The organism is Devosia polycyclovorans (assembly GCF_042181575.1).
Taxonomy (GTDB): Bacteria; Pseudomonadota; Alphaproteobacteria; order Rhizobiales; family Devosiaceae; genus Devosia; species Devosia polycyclovorans.
Map to the genome: position 1 here is coordinate 272,487 of NZ_CP170082.1, position 24,967 is coordinate 297,453.

Consider the following 24,967-nt stretch of genomic DNA (forward strand, 5'->3'; position numbering starts at 1 on the left):
AGGTCACGAACTGACGAGGAAAACTGCTCGATGATGCGCTGCATGAACGGCCGCTTCCTGGCCAACGCTCTACAAAAGCAGACCGTCCGGATACGGCCCCCCAACTCGGACCCTCCGCTAAGATTTTGGGTGACAGTTTGCTCGAGTCCAATGGTGCCCTTGAAGTCGTAATGTGCCTGATACACATTTGTTTTTGAGCCTATGTCGCTAAAAGCACCGCGCTTCCCGAATTCCCGGAGAGTCCCTTTCTCTCCGCTATTTCCCCTTCTCTACAAATGCAGTCTGACCGTGCCGTGACGCGTCGTCTGGCGGCCTTGATCAAATGATGTTGACTTGTGCGTTTAGTGTGCTACATCTCTAGCACACTAGATAGGCAAGACACATGGATGATTTTCACGCCAGCCAGCCGATCTTCGTACAGATCCGGCAGCGGCTGATCGAGATGATCCTCCGGCAACAGGTAGCGGAGGGCGACGCATTGCCCTCGGTGCGCCAGATTGCCGGCGATCTTTCGGTCAATCCGCTGACGGTCACCAAGGCCTTCGAGGCCCTGGTCGATATCGGGGTGGTGGAGAAACGCAGGGGACTGGGCATGTTCGTTACCAGCGGCGCGCGGGCGCAATTGCTCGCTCATGAACGCGAGAAATTCCTGAAGGAAGACTGGCCGCGCATTGCGGCGCAGATCAAGGCGCTCGATCTCGATCTCAAGGATCTGATCAGCACAGACACCAAGCGCGAAGGGCAGACCAAATGAGTGAGCTTTCCGTTTCCGCCGACCCGATCGTTTCCGCGCGCGGGCTGACCAAGTCCTTCGGCCGCAAGCAGATTTTGCATGGGCTCGATTTCGACATTCCGGCCGGCCGCATCTATGGGCTGGTGGGGCACAATGGCGCAGGCAAGACCACAACGCTCAATGCCATGCTGGGCCTGACCAGCTACGAAGGCACCATCCGCGTGCTGGGCGAAGATCCATTCGCCCGCCGCGCCAAACTGATGGAAAACGTCGCCTTCATTTCCGATGTGGCCAGCCTACCCCGCTTCCTCAGGGTCCGCGAGCTCTTCGCGCTGCTGACCAATATCCATCCCAATTTCTCGCCAGAAAAGGCGCGGCAATTCCTTGAGGGTACCGATATCCGGCCCGAAATGAAGATCCGTACACTGTCCAAGGGCATGATTGCGCAGTTGCACCTGGCAGTGGTGATGGCAATCGACGCCAAGCTCCTCGTGCTCGACGAACCGACGCTCGGGCTCGACATCACCTATCGCAAGCGCTTCTACCGCCGGCTGCTGGAAGATTACATGACCGAGGAGCGGACGCTGATCATCACCACCCACCAGGTGGACGAGATCGAGTTCATGCTCTCCGACATCATGTTCATCCGCGATGGGGAAATGATCCTGCACATGCAGATGGAGACGGTCAGCGAGAAATTCACCCAGCTGGTGGCCGACAGCGCCGAGGCGCAGGCCCAGGCCCGCGCACACAGCCCGGTCTATGAGGAAACGCGCTTCGGCCAGACCGTGTTCATCTTCGACGGCGTCGAGCGCGAAAAACTGGAGCCGCTGGGCCGGATTTCCACGCCCACCATATCCGATCTCTTCGTGGCGCTGATGCAGCGGCCCACGGCCAATCCGGAGACCGCCCGATGAAGGCCTTCTTCGCCCTGATCCACCGCGAGTTCATCGAGCATCGCGGGGCTTTTTTCATTGCGCCACTGGTGCTGGTGGGCGTGGTGTTCACCCTGACCCTCTTGGCCTTCAGCGTCGACCGGCTCGACACCCGCTTTTCGGGCCAATTGTTGACCGTCGTGCCCAATTGGGTGTTCGAGGCCGGCTTTGCCGGTCTCTCGGGCGCGTGGCTGGCCTATCTTGGATTCGTGCTGTTCTTCTATTGCGCGGATGGTTTTGCCGCCGACAAGCGCAACAACGCGATGCTGTTCTGGAAATCGATGCCGGTTTCCGACTTCAAGGTGCTGCTGAGCAAGATTACGGCGGCGTTAACCATCCTGCCCGGCGCGGTGTTTGCCGTGGCGCTGATCAGCATCCTGCTGATGTTCGGGGTGGCCTATGTCACCACGATGATTGCGGGCCTCGGCAGTGGCGGCCTGTTCGGCGCTATTGTCGGCATTTATGGCCAGATGGCTTTGGTATTCCTGGTTGTGCTGATCTGCGGCCTCCTGTGGTACCTGCCCTATATGGCTCTGGTCGGCGCCCTGGGGAGCGTGGTGGGGCGATGGGCCATTCCACTGTCGCTGCTGCTGCCCACCGTGGTTTCAGCGCTGGAATGGGTGACCCTGGGAGGCCTTCACCCCTTTGCCACCCGCACCTGGGCCTATCTCGACTACCGTTCGCAACTGCCGGTTTCCACCGACCATCTCGACCGGGTTTTCGAAGGACAGGACGCGTTTGATGCAACCTTGTTCGTTACCGATTTCCTGCAGAAGTTCGACTGGCCGCAGGTTGGCATTGGCGCGGTATTCGCCCTTGCCGTGCTCTACATCGCTTCGGAATACCGGCGTCGCGCGCCGGCTAACTAGGTCCGCCAAGAAGACGATCCCACGCAAGACCTTGCCGCCGCAGCTGAAAGGTGCGGCGGTTTTCTCTTTTGCGGCACCATGCTAGATGCCTTCGACCTGAAGGAATTGAGCCCAGCATGACCCTGCCCCCCATTGTCAGCTTCTGGCACGGACCGCTGAGCTGGCTCGAAGTGCTGTGCATCACGTCGTTCTGCCGGCGGGGACATGAGGTTCATGTCTATTCCTATGACCCCATAGAAAGCCTGCCCGAAGGCGCAGTCTGGCGGGATGCCGCCGAAGTGCTGCCCAAGGAAAAGCTGGTCTTCTACAAAGGTAGGGGCACGCCGGGCGTCTTTTCCGACCACTTTCGCTACGCTGTCCTGCGCATGGGTTTGGGAGTCTATGCCGACCTGGACATCTATTGCGTCCGGCCCATCGAGGGCCCGCCGGACTATCTGTTTGCCTGGGAGCGGCCCGGCTCGGTCAATGGCGCGGTGCTGCATATTCCGGCCGAGACGCCCCTGCTCGCCGATCTTCTGACCATTTTCGAATATGAAAAGCGTCCGCTCTTCGAGCCGCATCTGCGGCCTCTCAGACGTCTCGAAGTGGCCCTGAGACGCCTGGTGGGCAACCGGGTTTCGCCCGAACATATGCAATACGGTGCGACTGGGCCCATGGCCCTGACCCATTACGTCGCCAAGCACGGATTGACCGGCAAGGTGCGGTCGTCCGCCACCTTCTACCCGGTCCCCTATGAAGGCATCCCGGCTTTGATGCAGCCGGGATCGAGCCTTGATGAAGCCATCACGCCCGAGACTTTGGGTATCCATCTCTGGCGCAGCCAGCTCACCGATCGCGGCCGCGCCGGCCTTCCGCTGCCAGCCCAGGGCAGTGCCCTTGCCGCGCTTTGCGCCGCCGAAGGGCTCGATCCTGGCTTAGTGGCCTAACGCATCAGGCGCAGCTTTTTCAGCCACCAGCGTTTCCAGCGATGCCGGGCGAAGCGGTAGAACAGGGCATTGGTCATGGTGTGGCGGTACAGCCGAGCAAAGGCAACGCTGGGCCGCATGGTGGAGAGCAGATGCCAGGGGCTGTTGTCGCCGGTATAGTGGATAATTGCCGGGTTGAGGCTTTCATGGGCGGGCATGGAATCGATGGTGTTCCACCGCCAGGAGAGGCTCAGCCATTGACCCTTGAAGGTCAGGTTCAACAGATCCTGATCGTAATAAATGCGCTGCATGATCCCGGCCTGGTGCAGTTCCTCCATTTTCTCAATGATGCGCGCTTCGCGCCAGCGCCGGACATCGATCAGCATCACGCCGGAATTGAAGTAGTAGTCAGCGGGATCGAAGATATCCCGGTTTTCGCGCATGTCCCGGCCGCTGGTGATCTGCGCGGCGGCTATATCGCGCACCGCAGCGATGGCGTTGCCTTGCAGGTCGAGGTCAAACAGCTTTTTGACGCTGTCGCGCACCAGGGTGTCGCAATCGAGATAGAGGACGCGCTCGACCTCGTCACCGACCAGCCGGTCGATCAGCAGCCGCGCATAGACGATGGAGGGGAAGCGTTCGCTTTCCGGCATGCGCGCGGCCATGTCGGTGAACATCTCCATCTGATCCAGCGCATGCCAGATCAGCTTGACCGGAAACTCGTCCTGGATCGCTTCGAGATCGGCCTTGTGCTCAGGCGTCAGTGTGCGGTGACAGAGATGAAAGACCAGCTCTTCGCGCCCGGGGGTAAACAGACAGACCGAGCGCATGGTGGCATAGGCCGGCGCCCAGAAATTGTCGTCGAATGTCAGGGCAATATGCATCGTCATGGATCAGACCCCGCTCCGGTCAGCTTCGCCCCACGGGGCCGGATGGCCACGCTTTTCCATGACCTTGCCGGTGCGTCAACTGACAAGCTTCTCGCCGATGAGGCGGAGTACGCTCTGGATAAGACGGGTCTCAGGAGGCAGGGCGGCTATTTGGCTCCAAGCCCTGCATAGGGGACCCACGTATGTCTTGCCCGGATACCTTGCGATGGTCCTGTGCGACCGGGGCGAACCGAAGAGCACAGCCGCCGCCGTGATGGTAGATGACCCGCTGCTGCTGCTCGTTGGCGCAGCGCAGACGAAAAAGCTACTTGCGAATGATTTGCAATTGCACTAGTTCTGAGCCTGGTCGAAAACTGGAGACGCAGATGCACCGCCGCCTCATTGCAACCTTGCTACTCGCCCTGCCTCTGGGCCTGACCTTGCCTGCCGCCGCACAGGAGCGTCTCAAGGCCGTTACCACCTTCACTATCCTTGCCGACATGGCCCGGAACGTGGCTGGCGAGGCGGCCGATGTGGTCTCGATCACCAAGCCGGGCGCTGAAATCCATAATTACCAACCAACGCCAGGCGATTTGGTGGGCGCGCTGGATGCCGATCTGGTGCTGTGGAACGGGCTCAACCTCGAACAATGGTTTGACCAGTTCCTCGACAATCTGCCCGATGTGCCCAGCGTGGTGCTGACGAAGGGCATCGAGCCGATCGGCATCGGCGAGGGCCCCTATGAGGGCAAGCCGAACCCGCATGCCTGGATGTCGCCGACCGACGCTTTGGTCTACGTCGAGAATATCCGCGCCGCATTCGTCCAGGCCGACCCGGCCAATGCCGAGATCTACAATGCCAACGCCGAAGCCTATGCGGCCCAAATCACCGCCACGGTCGAGCCGATCCGCCAGGCGCTGGCCGCCATTCCCCAAGAGAACCGCTGGCTGGTGACCTCGGAAGGCGCCTTTTCCTATCTGGCGCGTGATTTTGGCCTCAAGGAACTTTACCTCTGGCCAATCAATGCCGACCAGCAGGGAACGCCCCAGCAGGTGCGCAGCGTTATCGACGCTGTACGCGCCAACAATATTCCAGTCATCTTTTCGGAGAGCACGATTTCGTCCAAGCCGGCCGAGCAGGTGGCGCGCGAGACTGGCGCCAAGTATGGCGGCGTGCTCTATGTGGATTCTCTTTCCGAAGCAGACGGTCCGGTCCCGACCTATCTCGATCTGCTCAAGGTCACCACAGAGACGATCGCCGCAGGATTTACTCAGTGAAACAAAGTGCAGGCCCCGGCATTGCGGTAGAGGACATAACCGTTGCCTATCGCAATGGCACCACGGCCCTGAGGCATGCCAGCTTCACCAGCCCGCGCGGTTCAATTACCGCGCTGGTCGGCGTCAATGGCGCCGGCAAGTCCACGATCTTCAAGGCTATTATGGGCTTTGTGCCGGTTGTGTCCGGTTCCATCTCCATTCTGGGCCAGGCGGGCCGGCAGGCTCAGCGCCAGAACAAGGTGGCCTATGTGCCCCAGTCCGAGGATGTGGACTGGAATTTTCCAGTCCTGGTCGAAGACGTGGTGATGATGGGGCGCTTTGGTCACATGAACATGCTGCGCATCCCCAGCGCCAATGACCGCAAAAAGGTCGCGGCGGCACTGGAGCGGGTCAACATGGCCCAATATGCCAAACGCCAAATCGGCGAGTTGTCCGGCGGGCAGAAAAAGCGCGTCTTCCTTGCCCGCGCGCTGGCACAGGAAGGCGAGGTGATCCTGCTCGACGAGCCCTTTACCGGGGTCGACGTCAAGACCGAGGACGCCATCATCGCCCTGCTGCGTGATCTGCGCGACGAGGGCAAGGTGATCCTGGTCTCCACCCACAATCTGGGCTCGGTGCCCGAATTCTGTGACCGCACCGTCATGGTCAAGGGTACGGTGCTGGCCTATGGCCCGACCTCCGAAGTGTTCACCCGCGAAAAGCTCGAAGAAGCTTTTGGCGGCGTGTTGCGCCATTTCGTGCTATCCGGCCAGGGCCTGCATGCCGATGACGATCCGCGCCACCTTTCGGTGCTGACCGACGATGAACGTCCGCTGGTTTTCTATGGCGAAAAGGGCAAGGAAGAACACCAGCAGTCGAGCGGCGAGAAATGATCGAGGCGCTGCTCGAGCCGTTTTCCTATAGCTACATGGTCAATGCCATGTGGGTGTCAGCGCTGGTCGGCGGCGTCTGCGCCTTCCTGTCGGCATATCTCATGCTCAAGGGCTGGTCGCTGATCGGCGACGCTCTCAGCCACTCCATCGTCCCCGGTGTGGCCGGCGCCTACATGCTGGGCCTGCCCTTTTCACTCGGTGCCTTTCTCTCGGGCGGCCTTGCCGCAGGCGCAATGCTGTTCCTTTCCCAGCGCACCAAATTGCGCGAGGACGCTGTGATCGGTTTGATCTTTACCGGCTTTTTTGGCCTGGGCCTGTTCATGGTCTCGGTATCGCCCACCTCGGTGGATGTGCAATCGATCGTGTTGGGCAATATCCTGGCCATAACGCCGCAAGACACGCTGCAATTGGTGCTGATTTCGGTGGTGACCCTGGCTGTGATGCTGGTGATCTGGAAGGATCTGATGGTCACCTTCTTCGATGAGAGCCATGCGCGTTCGATCGGGCTGAGAACCACCTGGCTCAAGGCGATCTTCTTTACGCTTCTTAGTGCCGCGACCGTTGCCGCCATGCAGACTGTCGGCGCCTTCCTGGTCATCGCCATGGTCGTGACGCCGGGCGCTACGGCCTATCTGCTTTCGGACCGTTTCCCGCGCCTTATTCTGCTCGCCATCGCTGTGGGCGTACTGTCTTCGGCCATCGGCGCTTATCTGAGCTATTTTCTCGATGGCGCGACTGGCGGCATCATCGTGGTGCTGCAGACACTGGTGTTCCTCACCGCGTTTGTCTTTGCCCCCAAGCATGGCTGGCTGGCGGCGCGCCGCCGGATAGCGGGGGAGACCGCGCCATGACTTGGTATGAAATGGCGCTCTGGCCCTTCCAGCTGCCCTTCATGGTCCAGGCCATGGTAATCGGTGTTCTGGTGGCGGTGCCGACCGCCCTGCTCTCCTGTTTCCTCGTGCTCAAGGGCTGGTCGCTGATGGGCGATGCCATCGCCCATGCCGTGCTGCCCGGGGTTGTCCTCGCCTATATCGTGGGCCTGCCCATTGGCATCGGGGCCTTCATCGCCGGCATGGTCTGTGCGCTCTCGGTCGGTTTTCTCAAGGAGAACAGCCGCATCAAGGAAGACACGGTCATGGGCGTGGTCTTTGCGGGTCTGTTTGGCCTTGGCATCGTGCTCTATACCGCCATCACCACCGACGTGCATCTCGACCACATCCTGTTCGGCAATATGCTGGGGGCCAGCGCGGACGATATCCTGTTGGCAGTGGTCATTGCCCTGGCCGTGGTCGTGATTGTCGGCGCCAAATGGCGCGACCTGATGCTGTTCATCTTCGATGCACAGCAGGCCGGCGCCATCGGGCTCAATACCCGCCTGCTCCATTATGGCCTCCTGGCGATGATCTCGCTGACGATTGTGGGCGCCCTGCAGGCGGTGGGCATGATCCTGGTCATCGCGCTGCTGATTGCGCCGGGGGCCATTGCCTTCCTCATCACCCGCCGCTTCGGCGTGATGCTGCTGGTGGCGGTAGGCGTGTCGGTCGGCTGCAGCCTTCTGGGCGTCTACTTGAGTTTCTTCCTCGACAGCGCCCCGGCGCCGACCATTGTGCTCCTGATGAGCGCCTGCTTCATCCTGGCTTTCATGGCCACGCAAAGGCGCCGGGTGGCGACGGTTTAGGGCACTTATCCCCGCATCGGCCAGCGCCCCCACACTAGGCTCCGGATCAATCTGGAGTCTTTTCTCATGGACCATACCGCCCGCCTTGCCCTTCCCTTCATCATGTCGGGGCAGGCGCTCAAGCACATTACCCATAATGACGCCCTTAACCGGCTCGACGCCCTGGTGCAGCCGGTGGTGGAATCCACAATTGTCGCGGCACCACCCGTCGCGCCCCTGCCCGGCGAAGCCTGGATCGTTCCATCCGGCGCCAGCGGCGCCTGGGCCGGGCACGCGGACGAAATCGCCGCCTTCCAGGACGGCGCCTGGACGTTCCACGATCCGGCGAAAGGCTGGCAGGTGTTCGACCGCGCCGGCGACAGGCTGCTGATCTTTTCGGGAACTGCCTGGGTGCCCGTTGCCGCCACCGGATCAGGTCTGCCGCAACTGGGGGTCAATACCAGTGCCGACGGCATCAACCGGCTCGCAGTGGCCTCCGTTGCGACGCTTTTGACCCATGCCGGCGCCGGGCACCAGCTGAAGCTCAACAAGGCGACAAGCGGTGACACGGCAAGCCTGCTGTTCCAGTCGAACTGGTCCGGTCGGGCCGAGATGGGGTTGATGGGCGATGATCATTGGCGCATCAAAGTCAGCCCGGACGGGTCGACCTGGACCGATGCAGTCACCATTGCGGCCGACACCTCTGCCGTCAGCATTGCCGGCATGCTGCGCCCAGCCGGTGACAATGTGCAGAGCCTGGGCATGAGCGGGGCGCGCTGGTCTGCAGTCTGGTCGGCCACCGGCACCATCCAGACTTCGGATGAGCGGCACAAGACGGCGATTGCCCCCAGCGATCTGGGCCTCGATTTCATCCGCCTGCTCGAACCGGTGCGCTTTGAATGGAAAGGCGGCGACGGACGGCATCACTATGGGCTGATCGCCCAGCAGGTCGCCGCGGTAGCGGACCGTCTCGACGCCGATTTCGGCGGTCATGTGCTGGCCGATCGCGAGAACCCGGAAAGCCAGCAGGCTCTGCGCTACGACCAGTTCATTGCCCCGCTGATAGCCGCCATAAAGGAGCTGGCAGTGCGTATTGAGGAGCTGGAGCGGCACCGGCCCCGCCCCTGACCCTGCCGAAGGTCAACGGCGGGTGATTGCGGCGCCCCCTATTCGCCATGCCTCGCGGTTTCGACCGGCGTGATCGGCGTGGAGTGACCTGTGGGACTGGGATCGGCGCCCTGGGCGGAGAGCTCGGCCTGCAAAGCCTGCATCAGGGCGAGCTTTTCCGCATCGGACAAGGCGTGCAGGCGCCGGCTCAGGCGGATGGTGAAGTCGGAGAAGGCATTGTGCCAGTCCGATGGCAGCTGCTTGAGGTCCACTCGGCGTGCTTGTGGTGCCTTGGCGGCCTGAATGCCGGCGGCGGTCAAATCAAAGAAGTCGTCCAGCTCGGGCAATATCACCTGATCGCCCCCGAGCCTGCCCGTTGCAACCAGCGCCTCGCGCAGGGCTTGGCGTTCCTCGTTCTCACCATGGGTCAGAAACAGCGCACCGTGGGCAGGCAGGCGACTGGTTATCCAGGCCATCAGCTCGGAATGGTCGGCATGGGCCGAGTAATTGCCCATCGAGCGGATGGCAGCGCGCACCGGAATGACCGAACCATGAATGCGCACTTCCTTGGCGCCAGAGAGGATGATCTGGCCCAGCGTGCCCGGCGCCTGGTAGCCGACGAAAAGCACGGTGGCATTGGAGCGGATCAGATTGTTCCGGAGGTGATGCTTGATGCGGCCGGCATCTGCCATGCCCGAGGCCGACAGTATGATGGCCCCGCCCTTAATGGCGTTGAGACCCTTGGAATCCTCCACCGCTTCGATGATGCGGAAGCGCGGATCATTGAACAGCTCGTCGGCAGTGAGTTCTGTGTCTTCGAACATTTTCGCATATTTGCGATAGACCCCGGTGACCTTGCTCGCGAGGGGGCTGTCGAGCGCGACCAATTGTGGGTCGATCTCCCCCATTTTGATCAGCGTACCGATATCGTGCAGCAATTCCTGGCTGCGCTCGACCGCAAAGGTGGGGATGATCAGATTGCCGCCGCGCCCGAGTGCATCCTGGATCTCGGTCTTGAGCGTCTCGCGGCGCTGCTCAAGCGAATATTCGACCCGGTCGCGGCCGCCATAGGTGCTTTCGCACAGGATATAATCAAAGCCTGCCGGCCCTTCGGGCTCGGCATAGAACACCTTCTCATCCGGCCCGATATCGCCCGAGAACATTAGCCGCACCGGCTTGTTTTCGCCGTCGGCCACCTCCACCTCGATGGAGGCCGAACCGATGATATGCCCGGCATTCCAATAGCGCGCCCTGATGCCAGGGCCCGGTTCGATCCATTCGCCATAGTTGCAAGCATTGCGGTGCTCCAGCGCCTCTTCGGCGTCGGCCATGGTGTAGAGCGGCTTGACCGGTTCGTCGCCGCGGCGCGAGCGCTTACGCGTTTCCCTTTCCGCCTCGCTCTCCTGGATTCCGGCGCCATCGGGCAGCAGATATTCGAGCAAACCCGCCGTCGGGGCCGTCATCCACATCGGCCCGCGCCACCCCTCGCCATAGAGCTTGGGCAAGAGGCCCGCGTGGTCGATATGCGCATGGGTCAGGAGCAAGAAATCGATCGATTTGGGGTCGAAAGGCGTCGGCTTGAGATTGAGCTCGCGCACGCTCTTATTGCCCTGGAACAGACCGCAATCGACCAGGAACTGCCCGCCCGGATGCACAACGCGATAGCACGAGCCGGTCACGGTGCCTGCCGCGCCGTGGAAATGCAGGGTGACGGTCATGGCAGGCTCCATTGCTTTCTCGTTTGGCGTGTCGAGGTTAGCCTCACCCATTCGTCAAAGTCGAGGCAGGTCTATTGTCCTGCAAGCCAAGAGGAGAAGTCAGATGACCTATATCGATGGAATGGTGACCGCCGTACCAAAAGCGAACAAGCAGGCCTATATCGCCCATGCCAGCAAGGCGGCCGACATGCTCAGATCCTGGGGCGCCACGCGAATTGTCGAAAACTGGGGCGACGACGTGCCCAAGGGTGAGACGAATGATTTCTATGGGGCGGTGCAGGCCAAGGATGACGAGGTGGTCGTCTTCTCCTGGATCGAATATCCCGACAAGGCCACACGCGACGCAGCAATGGCAAAGATGATGACCCCCGAAGCCATGAAAGAGTTCGGCGAAATGCCGTTCGACGGCAAGCGAATGATCTTCGGCGGCTTCGAGACGCTGTTCGCGAAATAGGCCTAGCGCGGCGCGCGCTTGGCCAGAATGCGCTGCAGGGTGCGGCGGTGCATGTTGAGCCGCCGCGCCGTTTCCGAGACATTGCGGTCGCAGAGCTCATAGACGCGCTGGATATGTTCCCAGCGCACCCGGTCGGCCGACATGGGGTTTTCCGGCGGCTCGGGTTTGTCTTCTCCGGTCGCCAGCAGCGCGTTGATGACGTCATCGGCGTCGGCGGGCTTGGACAGATAATCCATGGCACCAAGCTTTACCGCCGTCACGGCCGTGGCGATATTGCCATAGCCGGTCAGGACGATGGCGCGGGCATCAGCCCGCTTCTGGTGCAGGGCCGAGACCACGTCGAGCCCATTGCCGTCCTCGAGGCGCAAATCCACCACCGCATAGGCGGGTGGACGTTCGGTCACCGCAGCAAGGCCTGCCGCCACACTGCCGGCGACGCGCACCTCAAAGCCCCGGCGCGTCATGGCGCGTTCAAGGCGGCTCAGGAAGGCTGCATCATCATCGACGAGCAGAAGGCTCGGATCGGCAGCCAGAAGGTCTTCAATCGTGTCCATGGCTTTTCCAATATTCCTTTGCTCACCCTACGTCAAAACGAACCGTTCCGATCACTCAATTGCGTTTCGTGGCCAGGTTATACGGACGCGGGCGTGCCCGGCGGGGTCGGCATTGTCGAAGGTAAGTCGCGCGCCGGTGCGCTCGAGCAGGGTTTTGGCAATGAAAATGCCCAGGCCCAGCCCGCCAGGCTGATGCGCGTCGCTGCCGGCGGGGTCCCGCGGGCGGCTGGTGAGATAGGGCTCGCCCAACCGGGCGATCAGTTCGGGGGCAAAGCCCTTGCCATCGTCTATGATCGAGACGGTAATGGAAAGCGCGCTCCAGGCACTTTCGATCCGCACGGTCTGGGCGGCGAAGTCGGTGGCGTTCTCGATCAGATTGCCCAGGCCATAGAGCAGGCCAACGCTGCGTGGAAAGACTGGCGGCGGACCGACGGTTTCGGCGGCATCGAACAGGATCACCTTGCCACGCCCCTCATGGGGACGCGCCACTTCGTCCAGGATGTCGGGCAATGGCGCCTCGGCAAACAGCTCGGCCGGTTCGCTGCCCAGATTGCGCAGCTTGGCCAGAATGGCGCGGCAGCGCGCGGCCTGGGCAATGATGAGTTCGACATCCTCGGCAAGCTGGCTGTTCTTGTCGACCTCGTCGCGCATTTCCTTTGCGGCCAGGGCAATGGTCGAGAGCGGTGTCCCCAGTTCGTGGGCAGCGGCCGCTGCTAGGCCATCGAGCGCCGACAATTGCTCGCGGCGGGACAGCGCCAGTTCAGTGGCGGCCAGCGCATCGGCGATTTGCCGGGCATCATGGGCGACGCGATTGGTATAGGCGGAGATGAACACCACGCCGCAAATGATCGAAACCCAGATGCCGATGACGTAAATGCGGTTGAACACAATATGCTGGTCCGGTTCCCAGGGCAGCGGCAGGTGAACCACGGCGAGAATCGACGCAATGACCGCAGCCAGCAAGGCGACCAGAAAGGCCTGGCGCTTGGGCAGCGAACTGGCAGAAACCGAAACTGGCGCCAGCAGCAGCAGCGAAAAGGGATTCTCCAGTCCCCCGGTCAGGGCCAGCAAGCCGCCTAGCTGGCAGAGGTCGAAGGCCAGTTGCAGCGCGGCAATGCGCGACGGGAGGCGATAATGCGGCCCGAGGCGGAAGGTGAGGCCGATGTTGAAAGCGGCGGACAAGCCGATCAGCGCCAGGCACTCAATAAGAGGCAATGGAAAGCCAAGGCCCCAATTGACAAAGAGGACGCCCATGGTCTGCCCGATCACCGCCAGCCAGCGCAGGATGACAAGGGTCTGCAACCGCAGCGGGCGCCAGCTCGCGGGCATGGGCAGTTGCGGCTGGGTCTGGTCTGTCATGCTTGGCTCCGGGGGCTCAAATGTGGCGCATAGGGAGCGATTTACCCGATTTCAAGCACAAAAATCGACAGGCACATTCTTGATCCTGCCCCGACACGGGCCATTTGAGACTCATCGTGACTGGGAGACGAACGAGAATGACAACTGCAATTATCAAACCGCAATGGTCCCCGCTGACCATCGGCCTCATGGTTCTGGGCTTCATCATCTTCTGGCCGCTGGGCCTGGCGATGCTGGCCTACATCCTCTGGGGCGAAAAATTCGGCGGCTCTGCTGAAAAGGCACAGCACTACTGGAACAAGGGGTGTGGCTATATGCGCAACAACCACAAGCAACACGGCTTTGGCCGCAGCGACTTCACCTCGTCGGGCAATGCCGCCTTCGATGAATATCGCGCCGAACAGCTCAAGCGCCTCGAAGAGGAGCGCGCCCGGCTCGATGCCGAGATCGACGCGTTCCACGAATACATGGCCAACCTCAGGAAGGCCAAGGACCGCGAGGAATTCGACCGCTTCATGGGCGAGCATCGCGGCAATCGCCAGGGCTTTGGCGACAACAGCAACAATCAGAACGACTGGGGCAACAATAACGGCCAATAAGCCGTTGCCCTTCCGACTTCCCGATCCTCCAATGACGACTGGCGCCCCGCAAGGGGCGCCTTTTTTGCGAGATCGCGCCTCTCGTGCCGCCCGAATCCGGTTACACTGGCCGAACCTGATGCCGATCCGGTCACCATGTTCTCCTTTCTGCGCCAACGCACCCCGCCACCTAGAACCACCCAGCTTACGCTGGATGGCGTCGCCGTGGATGTGGCCGTCAAAGTGTCCAAGCGGGCGCGGAGTTTCCGCCTGTCTCTGCCTGCCTCCGGTCCATTGCTGACCTTGCCCGAGGGCGCGCGCTGGGCAGAGGCCGAGGCGTTTCTGAACCGGCATCGCCATTGGCTGGCGGCGCGACTTCCCAGAACCGCTCAGGCACAGCGGCTCGAAGCTGGCGCAATGGTGCCCCTGCGCGGCGTGCCACATCTGGTGGTAGCGACCGGTGTCCTGCGCGGCAGGGTCGAAACCGGTTCGGGTGACGCCGGCCCGGTGCTGCGCGTGCCGGGGGATGCGTCCCACCAGCCGCGCCGGCTCTATGACTGGCTCAGGGCCGAGGCGCTTGCCGAACTCAATGCCCGCAGCGCTTTTCATGCCAAACGCCTGGGCGTGAGCGTCAAACAGGTACGGCTGCGCAGCCAGTCGAGCCGTTGGGGTTCCTGCTCTTCAAGCGGCAATATCAATTACAATTGGCGGCTGATCCTGGCTCCGCCGCATGTGCTGGATTATGTTGCCGCCCACGAGGTGGCGCATCTGGTAGAAATGAACCATTCGCCCGCCTTCTGGGCCACTGTGGAGCGCACGCTGCCGGATATGGAGCGGGGCCGGGCGTGGCTAAAAGCACACGGTCGCGAACTGATGGCCTGGCAGGCGCCCGTCGCCGGATGATAATCAGCGACCCCGCCCCGATGCTGCCGCAATCTGCCCCCTATCACCGTTCCATGCGTCACTTTGTGGTTTTCATCGCGGTGCTTTTGGGTCTGGCCTCGGTTCTGGGCGCTACGACCGCCAATGCGCATCGCTATGTTGCCACGCCTATCGTGGTGCTGAACCATGTCGATGCCGACAACAAGCCGATCCCCGTCGTGGTGCAGGTCCAGCGCGGGCAGATCGATCTGGGCGCAGGCCTGATGTTGCCCTGCGGCTCACATCCTGCAATCGAAGTCTCGGCGCCCCAGTTGACGGCGCCCCCGCCGGCCCGTTCGCCGGTTTTGGCGCCGTGCCGGGTCGCGCCGGACTGGCAGTCCATTTTGCCCCTGCGTCCACCCAAATCCGGCTGAGCGTTTAGTCGAACCCTCGTTTTACGCTCAGCGCCCGCGCCTGCGGGCCAAGGATTTTTCATGTCTCATCTATCCAACGCGACCCCGTCGCGCCGCGCCGTATTGGCTGGCCTTGCCGGCCTTGGCGCCCTCACTCTTGCCGGCTGCTCGACCAGCGGCACCACCCGGCTGGCGACTGCCGCCGCAACGCCCGTTCGTCCGACGATCCCGCTGGACGTGCTGGCCATGTATGCCGCCCGGCCAGAGGAAGAACACCCTGTTCCGGCAGCCGATATCTCGCTGATGGACCCGGTCTATTGGCGCCAGGAAGTCGCAAACCCGACTGGCGAACCAGCCGGGCGCGTGGTGGTCGATACCACCAACTACTTCCTTCATTTCACCATGCCCGAGGGCCGGGCCATGCGCTATGGCGTGGGCCTGGGGCGCGCGGGCTTTGAATGGAGTGGCGAGGGGCACATTGCCTATAAACGCAAGTGGCCGGTCTGGACCCCACCGGCTGAAATGATCGAGCGGCAGCCCGAGCTTGAAATCTACCGCAACGGCCAGCCACCCGGCCTGCTCAACGCGCTGGGCGCCCGCGCGCTTTATATTCATCAGGGCAATCGCGACACGCTTTATCGCATTCACGGCACCATGGACGTGGCCTCGATCGGCAAGGCAGTTTCCTCCGGTTGCGTGCGCCTGCTGTTCCAAGACGTGATGGACCTCTATGAGCGCGTGCCCAATGGTGCACCGATCGTGGTGGTGTAGCGCCGACCGGAACGCAGCGGTCGCCCGTTGACAGGCATAAAAAAGCCCCGGGTCTGGCCCGGGGCTTTTTCGTACGGGTCGGCAGTTCAGTTGCCGAAGATCAGATCCATCAGTGTGCGCTGGGAGCGCTCTTCCTGATAGACCGGCTGCTGCTGCACCTGGCCGGGTGGCACGATCTGACCCTGCGGCTGGGTGAAGCCCTGCTGCTGGGTAGGCGCGGAAGGCACCCAGACCTGCTGGCCAGTCGCCGGGTCGACGACCAGGGTCATGGGCAGGCCGGTTTCCGGGTCAATTGGCGCCTGGCCGAACCCATTGCTCTGCTGCTGTAGCGGGAAGCCGGTGACCGGGTCGATCGCCTGGCCATTGGCGTCATACTGCACCAGCTGGCCCTGATCGATGGGCAGGCCGGTATTGGGGTCCAATTGCTGCACTGGCTGTCCGGTGGCCGGGTCGATCATCGTGCCGGTCTGGATCGGCGCATTGGCCGTCTGTCCGCTGACCGGCGCCAGGCCTTCAATCGGCGCGCCGGTTGCCGGATCAATGGCGATGACCTGTCCGGTGGCTGGGTCGGTGGTGGTTTGTACAGGCTGGCCCGTGCCGCCATCGACATATTGCACCATGGGCTGGCCCGTTGCCGGATCGATTGCAGGCATGCCCGTATTGGGATCGATCAATTGCTGCGCGATGAGCTGGCCGGCATAAGACCCGCCGGGGATCGGAGCAGGCGAGCGGCCCTCCAGCGCCTTGGTCATGAAGTTGGACCAGATATTGGCCGGCACATTGCCGCCGGAAAGACTCGTTCCGGTGTCATTGTCATTGCCCAGCCACACCCCTGTGACCATGGCAGAGGTGTAGCCGACGAACAGGGCGTCACGCGATTCCTGAGAGGTACCGGTCTTGCCGCCCACTTCCCAGCCGCCAATATTGGCGCCCCGGCCGGTACCCACCTCGACGGCGGTCTTGAGCATGTCGTTCATGGCTGCCAGCACATTGGGATCGACGACGCGCCCCGGCCCGGCATTGGAGGCCTCGTAGAGTACATTGCCCTCGACGTCGGAAATCTTGGTGACGACATTGGGAATGACGCCCATGCCACCATTGGCAAAAGGTGCATACGCACTGGTCAACTCGAGCAGGTTCACTTCCTGGGCCCCCAGGGCAATGGAGGGCACAGCCGACAGATTCGAAGAAATACCCATACGCATCGCTACTTCGATGACCTTCTCAGGCGTGACGTCGATGGCCAGACGGGCTGCGATGGTATTGAGCGAATAGGCCAACCCCTGGCGCAGGGTCACCGTCCCGGCATATTTGCCGCTCGAATTGCGCGGGCTCCAGCCATTGTAGTCGAACTGGGCGTCTTCGGCCAAAGTGTCGGGCGTATATCCCTTCTCCATGGCCGCCATATAGACAAAGGGCTTGAAAGCAGAACCTGGCTGGCGTCGCGCGGTCACGGCGCGGTTATACTGGCTGGCCTGGTAATCGACGCCGCCCACCATGGCGCGCACCGTGCCGTCGACATCCATGGCCACCAGCGCAGCCTGGGAGAAGCCGCGCTTCTCGCCTTCATTGGCCACCGCCTCCTTGACGATGAATTCGGCATCCTTTTGCATCTTGTAGTCGATGGTGGTCTGCACCACCACGTCACCCTCGATCTCGCCGATATAGGCGGTCATCAGGCTTTCGACCCAATCCGCGACATAGGATTCCGAACCCGCCACCACGGTGCGAATGGTCTGGTCGGGGTTGATGCGCGCCGCATCGGCTTCCTGACGCGTGATATAGCCTTCCTGCGCCATTGCATTGAGCACGAGGCGCTGCCGGTCGCGGGCGGTATCGGGATTGGCCTTGGGATTATAGGCCGATGGCGCGGGCAGAATACCCACCAGCATGGCGGCCTGGCCCAGCGAGAGATTGCGCGCCGAAACCCCGAAATAGGTCTGCGCAGCCGCTTCGATGCCATAGGCGCCCGAACCGAAATAGACCCGGTTCATATAGAGCTCGAGAATTTCTTCCTTGGTGAAGTTCTGTTCCAGCCAGATGGCCAGGATCGCTTCCTGCACCTTGCGGCCCAGGGTCTGGTCGGGGGTCAAAAAGAGGTTCTTGGCGACCTGCTGGGTGATGGTCGAGGCGCCGCGGGTGACCCCGCGCGCTTCCACCATTTCCACGGCCACCGAGAGCAAGCCGATCGGATCGACGCCGAAATGGCTCATGAAGCGACGGTCTTCCGAGGCGATGAAGGCCGCGGGCACATATTGGGGCAATTCGCGGAAGGTGATGGCCTCGCCGCCCGTCTGGCCGCGATTGGAGATCAGGCTCCCATCGGCCGCCAGGATGCGGATATTGGGTGGACGCTCGGGAATGGCCCAGGTCTCGGAGGACGGCAGTTGCGCGCCGTAATAGACAATGACACCGATGACGGCGAGGCCGCCCCACAGGCAGGCGACAAATCCCCACCAGAGCAGGCCCATGAGAAGACCGCCGCCGCGCTTCTTCTTGCGATTGCGGGCGGGTTCGGCCTTGCCCTTGCGCGGTTGTTTCCTGGGCGATTTTGGCGGCTTGCCTCCGCCGCCACCCGCACCACCAGGGCGCACTTCATCGACTGAGAACGCCATGGTCTGGCCCATGGATGGCTCGACACGCGCACCCCCGGCTGCAGGGCGCGCCTGGGTCTTGTTCTGGCGGCCCTTGGGGGCGCCAACGCGGTCATCGGCCGAAATGCGGAAATCCATCAGGCAAACCTAGCAAGGAAAGGGATCATGCTGCTTCTACCCTGTTCGTCCATCAAGGGAAACAAATGGTAAGCGAGAGGTTAAGATCGGTGGTTGTGACCGGCCACACACTCATTGCCGTCCAGCAGCACAGGGCAACCTTCTCTGCGTCAAATGTGGCCGGTTTATGGGCCTGCATCCCCCTCCCGCCCGAGTGTGGCCGTCGCGTCACAGCTCTTGCCAATGCCGCAATTGCCCGGCACGAGAGGGCTCATGCGCCTCTTCACTGCCATTCTCGCCGGCCTGCTGTGGTCCCTCGCCGCCAGTGGGGCGCGAGCAGACGCCGTGCAAATTGCATTCAACGATGCCATTGCCGCCTTCGAACAGGCGCAACCTCGGCTCGGGACGACCCGCTTCGGGGTGGACATTTCTGCCTATCGTGACGCCCTGACCCTGGGGCGGTTCACCTCCTCGCATTGGGGCAGCAGCCTGGCCGTTGCGCTGGAGCGGGGCGCAAGCGGCTCCGGCTGTGCCCGCTTTGCCGCCTACGTCCCCTTGCCGCCACGGGACGGGGTGGTGCCGCTGGTCATCTGCCGGCAGTTTTCCGAGGAAGGCACGGCGGCCTTGAGGCGCCTGACCATCCTGCACGAAATGGTGCATGTGGTAGCCGGCGCGGATGAATGCCGCGCCATGGCCTTTGCTGCAGAGGTGGAGCGGCTCGCCACCGGCAGTTTTACGCCGGTGGAGCGCTATTGGCAGGCCAATAGGTGCGACGGATCGGGCTATGACTTGCCCTGACGGTTCGGAATGTCATCCGCTGCTGGCCCCCTCTCCGGAGGGGTGAAGAAGCCTCAGCGCCAGCCCAGACCGGGCGCAACGTGCTTGAGAATGCTTTCGATGACATGGGCGTTGTAGTCGACGCCGAGTTGGTTGGGCACGGTCAGGAGCAGCGTATCGGCTTCGGCGATGGCCTCGTCCTGCTTCAACTCCTCGATCAGCTTGTCTGGCTCAGCAGTATAGCCGCGCCCGAAAACGGCGCGCTTTTCCGGTTCGATATAGCCGAACTGGTCTTCTTCTGGCCGGCCGGCGCCGAAATACATGCGGTCCTGATCGTTGACGAGCGCGAAGATCGAGCGGCTCACCGAAACGCGCGGCTCACGTGTGTGACCGGCTTCCTTCCAGGCGGCGCGGTAGGCACGGATCTGCTCGGCCTGCTGGATGTGGAAGGGTTTGCCGCTCTCATCGAATTTGAGCGTCGAGGACTGCAAATTCATACCCATCTTGGCCGCCCAGACGGCCGTGGCGTCGCTGGCCGCGCCCCACCAGATGCGCTCCAGCAGGCCCTCGGAATAGGGCTCGAGCCTCAGCATGCCGGGCGGATTGGGGAACATGGGCCGCGGATTGGGCTGGGCAAAGCCCTGGCCGGTGATGGCCTTGAGAAAAATTTCCGCATTGAGCCGCGCCATGTCGGCATCGGTTTGGCCTTCGGCGGGCTCATAGCCAAAATAGCGCCAGCCATCGATGACCTGCTCGGGCGAGCCGCGCGAAATGCCCAATTGCAGCCGCCCCTCGGAAATGAGGTCGGCGGCCCCGGCATCCTCGGCCATGTAGAGCGGGTTTTCATAGCGCATGTCGATCACGGCCGTGCCGATCTCGATCTTGCTGGTCTTAGCGCCAACTGCGGCCAGCAGCGGGAAGGGCGAGGCGAGTTGGCGGGCGAAGTGATGCACGCGAAAATAGGCGCCATCGGCCCCAAGTTCTTCGGCGGCTACGGCCAAATCGATCGACTGCAGCAGCGCATCGCCGGCTGTGCGGGTGCCCGAATTGGGCGACGGGCTCCAATGACCAAAGGACAGAAAGCCGATCTTTTTCATGGACGCCTCGCGCAGGAACTGGTCCCGCTTAGCTAGGGCGGCTGGGAGTGCAGAACAAGGTCAGTTGCAGGAACAGAGTGGTTCGTTGGAGCGAACGCTACTCGGCCGCGTCGTAGTAGTTAGCGGAAGGTCGAACCACCGCGACAACCGCATCGCTGGCATCGCGCTGAAAGGCGGCATCTTGGCGTAAGGCTTCAAGGGTGCGGGGCTGGGGTCGCTCACCGGGCCAGTCTTCGAACGCAAAGGCCAGGACGGCCGCAGCCTCGGATATCGCGTCATCTAGCGTATCTGCCGCTGCGACAACACCCGGCACATCAGGAAAGGACACGCCATAGCCGGAGTCCGGGTCCTTGTGAATCAGGGCGATGTAGTGGAGATCACGCATGACTATCCCATCCCGCCTGCCGGTAGATCGAGCGGACCGTGCCGGCCGGAATATCCTTGCGCGGATGCGGCAGGATTACGATCCGCCCGTCCGCATGACGATATTTATGGTGCGAACCGCGTATCGAAACAAGGGTGAAGCCGTCTTCTGAAAGGCGGCGGATGATCTGGCGGCTGTCGCGAAGATAGTCTCCACGCATGCGCTACGCTCTCACCACTTCGCTTCGAATTGGAACGGTTTGTCCCCTTGGGCCCGCCACCATTCAACCATAGCCTTCTTGGCCCAGCCCGCCAAAAACTCCCCAATGGCGAGATTTTCCCTGCGGGTCGCAGTCTAGACGTCCAGATTGCTCACATTGAGCGCGTTGTCCTGGATGAAGTCGCGGCGGGGCTCCACGAGATCGCCCATCAATGCCGTGAAAATCTGGTCGGCCTCGTCAGTCTGGTCGATTTCGACGCGCAGCAAGGTTCGGGCATTGGGGTCGAGCGTGGTCTCCCAGAGTTGCTCGGCATTCATTTCGCCAAGACCCTTGTAGCGCTGCAGGCTCACGCCCTTGCGCCCGGCATTGGTGACGGCCTTGAACAGGCTGGCCGGGCCATAGATGTTGGTCGTCTCGCCCTTGCGGGTCAGCGTCGGCACGCCGCCAAACAGTTCATCCAGGCGGTCGGCAAGCTGCCGCAATTTGCGCGCGTCCGCGCTTTGCAGCAGGGCCCGGTCGATCTGATGGGTTTCGGTGACGCCGCGCACGGTACGCGAGAAGGCCAGCGCCTCCTCCTCGGTCACTTCGCCGGTCCAGCCGCGCTCGAGCTCGTCGGAAATGCGATCGAGCCGGTTGGCCACGCGTTTCAGCGTCTCGGCGCTCTTTTCAGGGTTTGCAATGCCCTCCGGATCCAGCCCGCCAACAATGGCGGCCTGCTCAACCAGATTGCGATTGTAGCGGGTATTGAGATTGTTGATCGCGTTCACGATTTCGCGCGACTGATGCAGGATGTTCAACAAATCCTGGCCGGCATGGGTGCTGCCGTTCTGGGTGGTGAACACCGCATCCTCAATGCCGCCATCGAGCAGATAGTCTTCCAGCGCCCGTTCGTCCTTGAGATAGAGCTCCGAGCGGCCGCGCGTGGCTTTGTAGAGCGGTGGCTGGGCAATATAGATATGCCCGCGCTCGATCAGCTCGCGCGTCTGGCGATAGAAGAAGGTCAGCAGCAGGGTGCGGATATGGGCGCCGTCCACGTCGGCGTCGGTCATGATGATGATCTTGTGGTAGCGCAGCTTGTCGGCGTTGAACTCTTCGCGGCCAATGCCGGTGCCGAGCGCAGTAATCAGCGTTCCGACCTGGTCGGAGGAGATCATGCGGTCAAAGCGGGCGCGCTCGACATTGAGGATCTTGCCACGCAGGGGCAGCACGGCCTGGTTGGAGCGATCGCGCCCCTGCTTGGCAGAGCCACCGGCCGAGTCACCCTCGACGATGAAGATTTCGCTCTTTGCCGGATCGCGCTCCTGGCAATCGGCCAGCTTGCCGGGCAGCGAAGAGATTTCCAGGGCGCCCTTGCGGCGAGTGAGCTCGCGCGCCTTGCGGGCCGCCTCACGGGCGGCAGCGGCTTCCACCACCTTACCCACAATGGTGCGCGCCTCGTTGGGGTGCTCCTCGAACCACTGGCCGAGCTTTTCATTGACGATGTTCTCGACCACCGGGCGCACTTCGGAGGAGACCAGCTTGTCCTTGGTCTGCGAGCTGAACTTGGGGTCCGGCACCTTGACCGAGAGCACGCAGGTCAGGCCCTCGCGGGTGTCATCGCCGGAAAGCTCCACCTTTTCCTTCTTGGCGATGCCGGAGCTGTTGGCATAGCCCGTCACCTGCCGCGTCAGAGCCCCGCGCAGGCCCGCCAGATGGGTGCCACCATCGCGCTGCGGGATGTTGTTGGTAAAGCACAGCACATTTTCGTGGTAGCTGTCGTTCCACTGCAGCGCCACCTCGACGGTGATGCCGTCCTTTTCCGAGCGCATGGTGATCGGGCTTTCGAGCACCGGCGCCTTGGACTTGTCGAGATATTTGACGAAGGCTTCAAGGCCGCCCTCATAGAACAGATCCACCTCGACCGGCTCGGGATGGCGATGGTCGGCCAGAAGGATGTGGACGCCCGAATTGAGGAAGGCCAATTCGCGCAGACGATGTTCGAGCGTCTTGTAGTCAAACTCCACCATGGTGAAGGTTTCGGAACTGGGCATGAAGGTGATCTCGGAGCCCGAGCGCCCTTCATAATCCCCAACGACTTCGAGCGGCCCATCGGCAACGCCGTGGGTGAAGCTCATCTCGTGGACCTTCCCCTTCTGCCGAATGCGCAGCTTAAGCCAAACCGAAAGGGCATTGACCACCGAGACGCCAACACCGTGCAGTCCACCGGACACCTTGTAGGAATTCTGGTCGAACTTACCGCCGGCATGGAGCTGGGTCATGATGACCTCGGCGGCAGAGACCCCTTCTTCCTTGTGGATGCCGGTTGGAATGCCGCGACCATTGTCGGTCACAGTCACCGAGCCATCGGCATTGAGGGTGACGGTCACCAGGTCGGCATGGCCGGCCAGCGCCTCGTCGATGGCGTTATCCACCACCTCATAGACCATGTGGTGCAAGCCAGATCCGTCATCGGTATCACCGATATACATGCCCGGGCGCTTGCGCACGGCATCGAGGCCCTTGAGCACTTTAATGCTATCGGCGCCATATTCGGTCGGGATCGGGTTTTCGCTGTCGCTCATGGGGTCCGAATCAGTCGATTTCAGTTCAGTTCTGTTCTAGCCGAATGGGGGTCAAACCCCAAGGATATTGGCCGTTTGAGGCGTATTTGCGGGGGATTTTCAGCCCTCGCGCGCCAGCCGCCCATCGTGCACCCCGATCCGTTGCGCCCGGGCTCCCAGCGCCTCGAACAGAACTGGGTCCGTGCCCGTGAGAAAACATTGGGTTTCCAGCCCATCAAGGGCCGCAAACAGGGCCTTTCTGCGGTCTGGATCGAGATGAGCGGCGATCTCGTCAAGGAGGAGGAACGGCACGATACCGGTCCTGAGGCGCACCAGCCGCGCATGCGCCAGGATCAGCCCGATCAGCAGGGCCTTCTGCTCGCCGGTCGAGCCCAGCACCGCGGGCATGTGCTTTTGCGCATGCACCACCACAAGATCGACACGGTGTGGACCAGATGTGGTGCGCCCGGCCGCCCGATCAAGGGGGCGCAGCGCATGCCAGCGCTGCACCAGCATAGCCTCCAGCTCGGCCGATGTGGCCGGTTCGGGGATATCTTCGAACAGGGGCGTCAGGGACAATATGGCGGCAGGGAAATTCTCGTCATCCAGGCTCTCGGCAATCAACCCTTGGAGATGGGCGAGGCTGTCGGTGCGGTTGAGATGAATGGAGGCGCCCAGTTCGGCCATCTGCGCCTCGATGGCGCTCATCCAGCGCCCGTCCCCGTCCTCCTCGAGCAGCTTGTTGCGCTGCCGCATGGCCTTTTCGAAGTCCGAAACGGTGGCGGAATGATCCGGGATCAGCGTCGTCACCAGCCGGTCGAGAAAGCGCCGCCGGTCCCCCGCCGGTCCGGAGAACAGGCCATCCATGGCCGGGGTCAACCAGAGCAGGCGCAGATAGTCGCTCATGGCCTCGATGGAACGGGCATTGGCGCCGTTGATCCGGACACGCCGCCCACCATCGGCAAGGGCGCCGGTGCCAATATCGGCGGGGCCGTCATCGGTCTCGATGGTTGCCGCCACCGCCCAGGGCAGGTCGGAGCCTTGGGATTGCAGCGTATCAAAATTGGCGCCACGCAGCCCGCGGCCGGGCGATAGCACCGAAATGGCTTCGAGCAGATTGGTCTTGCCCGAACCATTTGGGCCGGTCAACACGACATGGCGCGCGTCGAGGTCGAGCGCGGCAGTGGCATAATTGCGAAAGGCGGTAAGCCTGAGGCGGGAGATGTGGCGGATCATTCTGTCGTCACGCTCCGCGCCTGCCATCCCTCATGGGAGACAGGGACTGCGTGTGCCGCACATCCGGGCTCTGCGAGCAAGGCTCTCCGG

At 62.3% G+C, this 24,967-nt stretch carries 25 protein-coding genes; 15 read left to right on the top strand and 10 right to left on the bottom strand.

Annotated features, from left to right (window positions below; translation table 11 throughout):
• Window positions 1-382: 382 nt before the first annotated feature.
• From ACE4RL_RS01335 to ACE4RL_RS01350, 4 genes are all read left to right on the top strand, one after another.
• Window positions 383-754: a GntR family transcriptional regulator gene (locus ACE4RL_RS01335; RefSeq protein ID WP_375598752.1), complete on the top strand. Its 372-nt coding sequence runs from the start codon at window positions 383-385 to the stop codon at window positions 752-754.
• Window positions 751-1,650, top strand: coding sequence for an ABC transporter ATP-binding protein (locus ACE4RL_RS01340; RefSeq protein WP_375598753.1), 900 nt, complete (start codon window positions 751-753; stop codon window positions 1,648-1,650). The genes ACE4RL_RS01335 and ACE4RL_RS01340 overlap by 4 nt, the downstream gene beginning before the upstream one ends.
• Window positions 1,647-2,537 carry a hypothetical protein gene (locus ACE4RL_RS01345; RefSeq protein WP_375598754.1) on the top strand — a complete coding sequence of 297 codons (891 nt, stop codon included), beginning with the start codon at window positions 1,647-1,649 and terminating at the stop codon, window positions 2,535-2,537. Before ACE4RL_RS01340 ends, ACE4RL_RS01345 begins: the two co-directional genes overlap by 4 nt.
• Before the next feature lie 116 nt (window positions 2,538-2,653).
• Window positions 2,654-3,463: a hypothetical protein gene (locus ACE4RL_RS01350; protein ID WP_375598755.1), complete on the top strand. Its 810-nt coding sequence runs from the start codon at window positions 2,654-2,656 to the stop codon at window positions 3,461-3,463.
• On the opposite strand, the gene ACE4RL_RS01355 is transcribed toward ACE4RL_RS01350, so the two are convergent.
• On the bottom strand, window positions 3,460-4,332 hold the full coding sequence (locus tag ACE4RL_RS01355; protein WP_375598756.1) for a glycosyltransferase family 8 protein: 873 nt from the start codon (window positions 4,330-4,332) through the stop codon (window positions 3,460-3,462). The two genes, ACE4RL_RS01350 and ACE4RL_RS01355, sit on opposite strands and share 4 nt — an antisense overlap.
• 365 nt (window positions 4,333-4,697) lie before the next feature.
• On the opposite strand from ACE4RL_RS01355, the gene ACE4RL_RS01360 reads away from it, so the two are divergent.
• The 5 genes from ACE4RL_RS01360 (at window position 4,698) to ACE4RL_RS01380 (ending at window position 9,245) form a co-directional block, all read left to right on the top strand.
• Window positions 4,698-5,588, top strand: coding sequence for a metal ABC transporter substrate-binding protein (locus tag ACE4RL_RS01360; RefSeq protein WP_375598757.1), 891 nt, complete (start codon window positions 4,698-4,700; stop codon window positions 5,586-5,588).
• On the top strand, window positions 5,585-6,460 hold the full coding sequence (locus tag ACE4RL_RS01365) for a manganese/iron ABC transporter ATP-binding protein (RefSeq protein WP_375598758.1): 876 nt from the start codon (window positions 5,585-5,587) through the stop codon (window positions 6,458-6,460). The genes ACE4RL_RS01360 and ACE4RL_RS01365 overlap by 4 nt, the downstream gene beginning before the upstream one ends.
• Complete coding sequence (locus ACE4RL_RS01370) at window positions 6,457-7,311, top strand: metal ABC transporter permease (RefSeq protein ID WP_375598759.1); 855 nt, start codon at window positions 6,457-6,459, stop codon at window positions 7,309-7,311. The genes ACE4RL_RS01365 and ACE4RL_RS01370 overlap by 4 nt, the downstream gene beginning before the upstream one ends.
• On the top strand, window positions 7,308-8,138 hold the full coding sequence (locus ACE4RL_RS01375) for a metal ABC transporter permease (protein WP_375598760.1): 831 nt from the start codon (window positions 7,308-7,310) through the stop codon (window positions 8,136-8,138). Before ACE4RL_RS01370 ends, ACE4RL_RS01375 begins: the two co-directional genes overlap by 4 nt.
• A 66-nt stretch (window positions 8,139-8,204) precedes the next feature.
• Window positions 8,205-9,245, top strand: a complete 1,041-nt coding sequence (locus tag ACE4RL_RS01380) for a DUF2793 domain-containing protein (protein WP_375598761.1) — start codon at window positions 8,205-8,207, stop codon at window positions 9,243-9,245.
• Window positions 9,246-9,283: 38 nt separating this feature from the next.
• Here the strand turns inward: ACE4RL_RS01380 and ACE4RL_RS01385 are convergent, their stop codons facing one another.
• Entirely contained in the window at window positions 9,284-10,942 is a 1,659-nt protein-coding gene (locus tag ACE4RL_RS01385) for an MBL fold metallo-hydrolase RNA specificity domain-containing protein (RefSeq protein ID WP_375598762.1), read from the bottom strand.
• A gap of 103 nt (window positions 10,943-11,045) precedes the next feature.
• Here ACE4RL_RS01385 and ACE4RL_RS01390 point away from each other — a divergent pair, with 103 nt between their 5' ends.
• Window positions 11,046-11,396 (top strand): DUF1428 domain-containing protein, encoded by a 351-nt coding sequence (locus ACE4RL_RS01390; RefSeq protein WP_375598763.1) that lies wholly within the window; start codon window positions 11,046-11,048, stop codon window positions 11,394-11,396.
• 2 nt (window positions 11,397-11,398) lie between these two features.
• Here the strand turns inward: ACE4RL_RS01390 and ACE4RL_RS01395 are convergent, their stop codons facing one another.
• Both ACE4RL_RS01395 and ACE4RL_RS01400 read right to left on the bottom strand, forming a co-directional pair.
• Window positions 11,399-11,950, bottom strand: coding sequence for an ActR/PrrA/RegA family redox response regulator transcription factor (locus ACE4RL_RS01395; RefSeq protein WP_375598764.1), 552 nt, complete (start codon window positions 11,948-11,950; stop codon window positions 11,399-11,401).
• 51 nt (window positions 11,951-12,001) lie between these two features.
• Entirely contained in the window at window positions 12,002-13,309 is a 1,308-nt protein-coding gene (locus tag ACE4RL_RS01400; protein ID WP_375598765.1) for an ActS/PrrB/RegB family redox-sensitive histidine kinase, read from the bottom strand.
• 137 nt (window positions 13,310-13,446) lie between these two features.
• Here ACE4RL_RS01400 and ACE4RL_RS01405 point away from each other — a divergent pair, with 137 nt between their 5' ends.
• The 4 genes from ACE4RL_RS01405 (at window position 13,447) to ACE4RL_RS01420 (ending at window position 15,932) form a co-directional block, all read left to right on the top strand.
• Entirely contained in the window at window positions 13,447-13,908 is a 462-nt protein-coding gene (locus tag ACE4RL_RS01405) for a DUF2852 domain-containing protein (RefSeq protein ID WP_375598766.1), read from the top strand.
• A gap of 135 nt (window positions 13,909-14,043) precedes the next feature.
• Window positions 14,044-14,790 (top strand): M48 family metallopeptidase, encoded by a 747-nt coding sequence (locus tag ACE4RL_RS01410; RefSeq protein ID WP_375598767.1) that lies wholly within the window; start codon window positions 14,044-14,046, stop codon window positions 14,788-14,790.
• Window positions 14,787-15,182, top strand: coding sequence for a hypothetical protein (locus ACE4RL_RS01415; RefSeq protein WP_375598768.1), 396 nt, complete (start codon window positions 14,787-14,789; stop codon window positions 15,180-15,182). Before ACE4RL_RS01410 ends, ACE4RL_RS01415 begins: the two co-directional genes overlap by 4 nt.
• Before the next feature lie 60 nt (window positions 15,183-15,242).
• Window positions 15,243-15,932 carry a L,D-transpeptidase gene (locus ACE4RL_RS01420; protein ID WP_375598769.1) on the top strand — a complete coding sequence of 230 codons (690 nt, stop codon included), beginning with the start codon at window positions 15,243-15,245 and terminating at the stop codon, window positions 15,930-15,932.
• Between the two features lie 86 nt (window positions 15,933-16,018).
• On the opposite strand, the gene ACE4RL_RS01425 is transcribed toward ACE4RL_RS01420, so the two are convergent.
• Window positions 16,019-18,664 carry a PBP1A family penicillin-binding protein gene (locus tag ACE4RL_RS01425; RefSeq protein ID WP_375598770.1) on the bottom strand — a complete coding sequence of 882 codons (2,646 nt, stop codon included), beginning with the start codon at window positions 18,662-18,664 and terminating at the stop codon, window positions 16,019-16,021.
• Between the two features lie 252 nt (window positions 18,665-18,916).
• Here ACE4RL_RS01425 and ACE4RL_RS01430 point away from each other — a divergent pair, with 252 nt between their 5' ends.
• Window positions 18,917-19,441, top strand: coding sequence for a hypothetical protein (locus ACE4RL_RS01430; RefSeq protein ID WP_375598771.1), 525 nt, complete (start codon window positions 18,917-18,919; stop codon window positions 19,439-19,441).
• Window positions 19,442-19,494: 53 nt separating this feature from the next.
• On the opposite strand, the gene ACE4RL_RS01435 is transcribed toward ACE4RL_RS01430, so the two are convergent.
• From ACE4RL_RS01435 to recF, 5 genes are all read right to left on the bottom strand, one after another.
• Window positions 19,495-20,517: an LLM class flavin-dependent oxidoreductase gene (locus ACE4RL_RS01435; RefSeq protein ID WP_375598772.1), complete on the bottom strand. Its 1,023-nt coding sequence runs from the start codon at window positions 20,515-20,517 to the stop codon at window positions 19,495-19,497.
• A gap of 97 nt (window positions 20,518-20,614) precedes the next feature.
• Window positions 20,615-20,902 carry a type II toxin-antitoxin system HicB family antitoxin gene (locus ACE4RL_RS01440; protein ID WP_375598773.1) on the bottom strand — a complete coding sequence of 96 codons (288 nt, stop codon included), beginning with the start codon at window positions 20,900-20,902 and terminating at the stop codon, window positions 20,615-20,617.
• A complete protein-coding gene (locus tag ACE4RL_RS01445; RefSeq protein ID WP_375598774.1) occupies window positions 20,895-21,101 on the bottom strand; it encodes a type II toxin-antitoxin system HicA family toxin in 207 nt (68 codons plus the stop codon). Before ACE4RL_RS01445 ends, ACE4RL_RS01440 begins: the two co-directional genes overlap by 8 nt.
• Window positions 21,102-21,235: 134 nt before the next feature.
• Window positions 21,236-23,662 carry a DNA topoisomerase (ATP-hydrolyzing) subunit B gene (gene gyrB / locus ACE4RL_RS01450; RefSeq protein WP_375598775.1) on the bottom strand — a complete coding sequence of 809 codons (2,427 nt, stop codon included), beginning with the start codon at window positions 23,660-23,662 and terminating at the stop codon, window positions 21,236-21,238.
• 99 nt (window positions 23,663-23,761) lie between these two features.
• The gene (gene recF, locus ACE4RL_RS01455) at window positions 23,762-24,877 is read right to left on the bottom strand and encodes a DNA replication/repair protein RecF (protein WP_375598776.1); all 1,116 of its coding nucleotides are present in this window, start codon (window positions 24,875-24,877) and stop codon (window positions 23,762-23,764) included.
• Window positions 24,878-24,967 lie beyond the last annotated feature (90 nt).

Coding starts and splice junctions, on each gene's coding strand:
- ACE4RL_RS01335 (WP_375598752.1), top strand. CDS start 383: ATGGATGATTTTCACGCCAGCCAGCCGATCTTCGTACAGATCCGGCAG.
- ACE4RL_RS01340 (WP_375598753.1), top strand. CDS start 751: ATGAGTGAGCTTTCCGTTTCCGCCGACCCGATCGTTTCCGCGCGCGGG.
- ACE4RL_RS01345 (WP_375598754.1), top strand. CDS start 1,647: ATGAAGGCCTTCTTCGCCCTGATCCACCGCGAGTTCATCGAGCATCGC.
- ACE4RL_RS01350 (WP_375598755.1), top strand. CDS start 2,654: ATGACCCTGCCCCCCATTGTCAGCTTCTGGCACGGACCGCTGAGCTGG.
- ACE4RL_RS01355 (WP_375598756.1), bottom strand. CDS start 4,332: ATGACGATGCATATTGCCCTGACATTCGACGACAATTTCTGGGCGCCG.
- ACE4RL_RS01360 (WP_375598757.1), top strand. CDS start 4,698: ATGCACCGCCGCCTCATTGCAACCTTGCTACTCGCCCTGCCTCTGGGC.
- ACE4RL_RS01370 (WP_375598759.1), top strand. CDS start 6,457: ATGATCGAGGCGCTGCTCGAGCCGTTTTCCTATAGCTACATGGTCAAT.
- ACE4RL_RS01375 (WP_375598760.1), top strand. CDS start 7,308: ATGACTTGGTATGAAATGGCGCTCTGGCCCTTCCAGCTGCCCTTCATG.
- ACE4RL_RS01380 (WP_375598761.1), top strand. CDS start 8,205: ATGGACCATACCGCCCGCCTTGCCCTTCCCTTCATCATGTCGGGGCAG.
- ACE4RL_RS01385 (WP_375598762.1), bottom strand. CDS start 10,942: ATGACCGTCACCCTGCATTTCCACGGCGCGGCAGGCACCGTGACCGGC.
- ACE4RL_RS01390 (WP_375598763.1), top strand. CDS start 11,046: ATGACCTATATCGATGGAATGGTGACCGCCGTACCAAAAGCGAACAAG.
- ACE4RL_RS01395 (WP_375598764.1), bottom strand. CDS start 11,950: ATGGACACGATTGAAGACCTTCTGGCTGCCGATCCGAGCCTTCTGCTC.
- ACE4RL_RS01400 (WP_375598765.1), bottom strand. CDS start 13,309: ATGACAGACCAGACCCAGCCGCAACTGCCCATGCCCGCGAGCTGGCGC.
- ACE4RL_RS01405 (WP_375598766.1), top strand. CDS start 13,447: ATGACAACTGCAATTATCAAACCGCAATGGTCCCCGCTGACCATCGGC.
- ACE4RL_RS01410 (WP_375598767.1), top strand. CDS start 14,044: ATGTTCTCCTTTCTGCGCCAACGCACCCCGCCACCTAGAACCACCCAG.
- ACE4RL_RS01415 (WP_375598768.1), top strand. CDS start 14,787: ATGATAATCAGCGACCCCGCCCCGATGCTGCCGCAATCTGCCCCCTAT.
- ACE4RL_RS01420 (WP_375598769.1), top strand. CDS start 15,243: ATGTCTCATCTATCCAACGCGACCCCGTCGCGCCGCGCCGTATTGGCT.
- ACE4RL_RS01425 (WP_375598770.1), bottom strand. CDS start 18,664: ATGGATTTCCGCATTTCGGCCGATGACCGCGTTGGCGCCCCCAAGGGC.
- ACE4RL_RS01430 (WP_375598771.1), top strand. CDS start 18,917: ATGCGCCTCTTCACTGCCATTCTCGCCGGCCTGCTGTGGTCCCTCGCC.
- ACE4RL_RS01435 (WP_375598772.1), bottom strand. CDS start 20,517: ATGAAAAAGATCGGCTTTCTGTCCTTTGGTCATTGGAGCCCGTCGCCC.
- ACE4RL_RS01440 (WP_375598773.1), bottom strand. CDS start 20,902: ATGCGTGATCTCCACTACATCGCCCTGATTCACAAGGACCCGGACTCC.
- ACE4RL_RS01445 (WP_375598774.1), bottom strand. CDS start 21,101: ATGCGTGGAGACTATCTTCGCGACAGCCGCCAGATCATCCGCCGCCTT.
- gyrB (WP_375598775.1), bottom strand. CDS start 23,662: ATGAGCGACAGCGAAAACCCGATCCCGACCGAATATGGCGCCGATAGC.
- recF (WP_375598776.1), bottom strand. CDS start 24,877: ATGATCCGCCACATCTCCCGCCTCAGGCTTACCGCCTTTCGCAATTAT.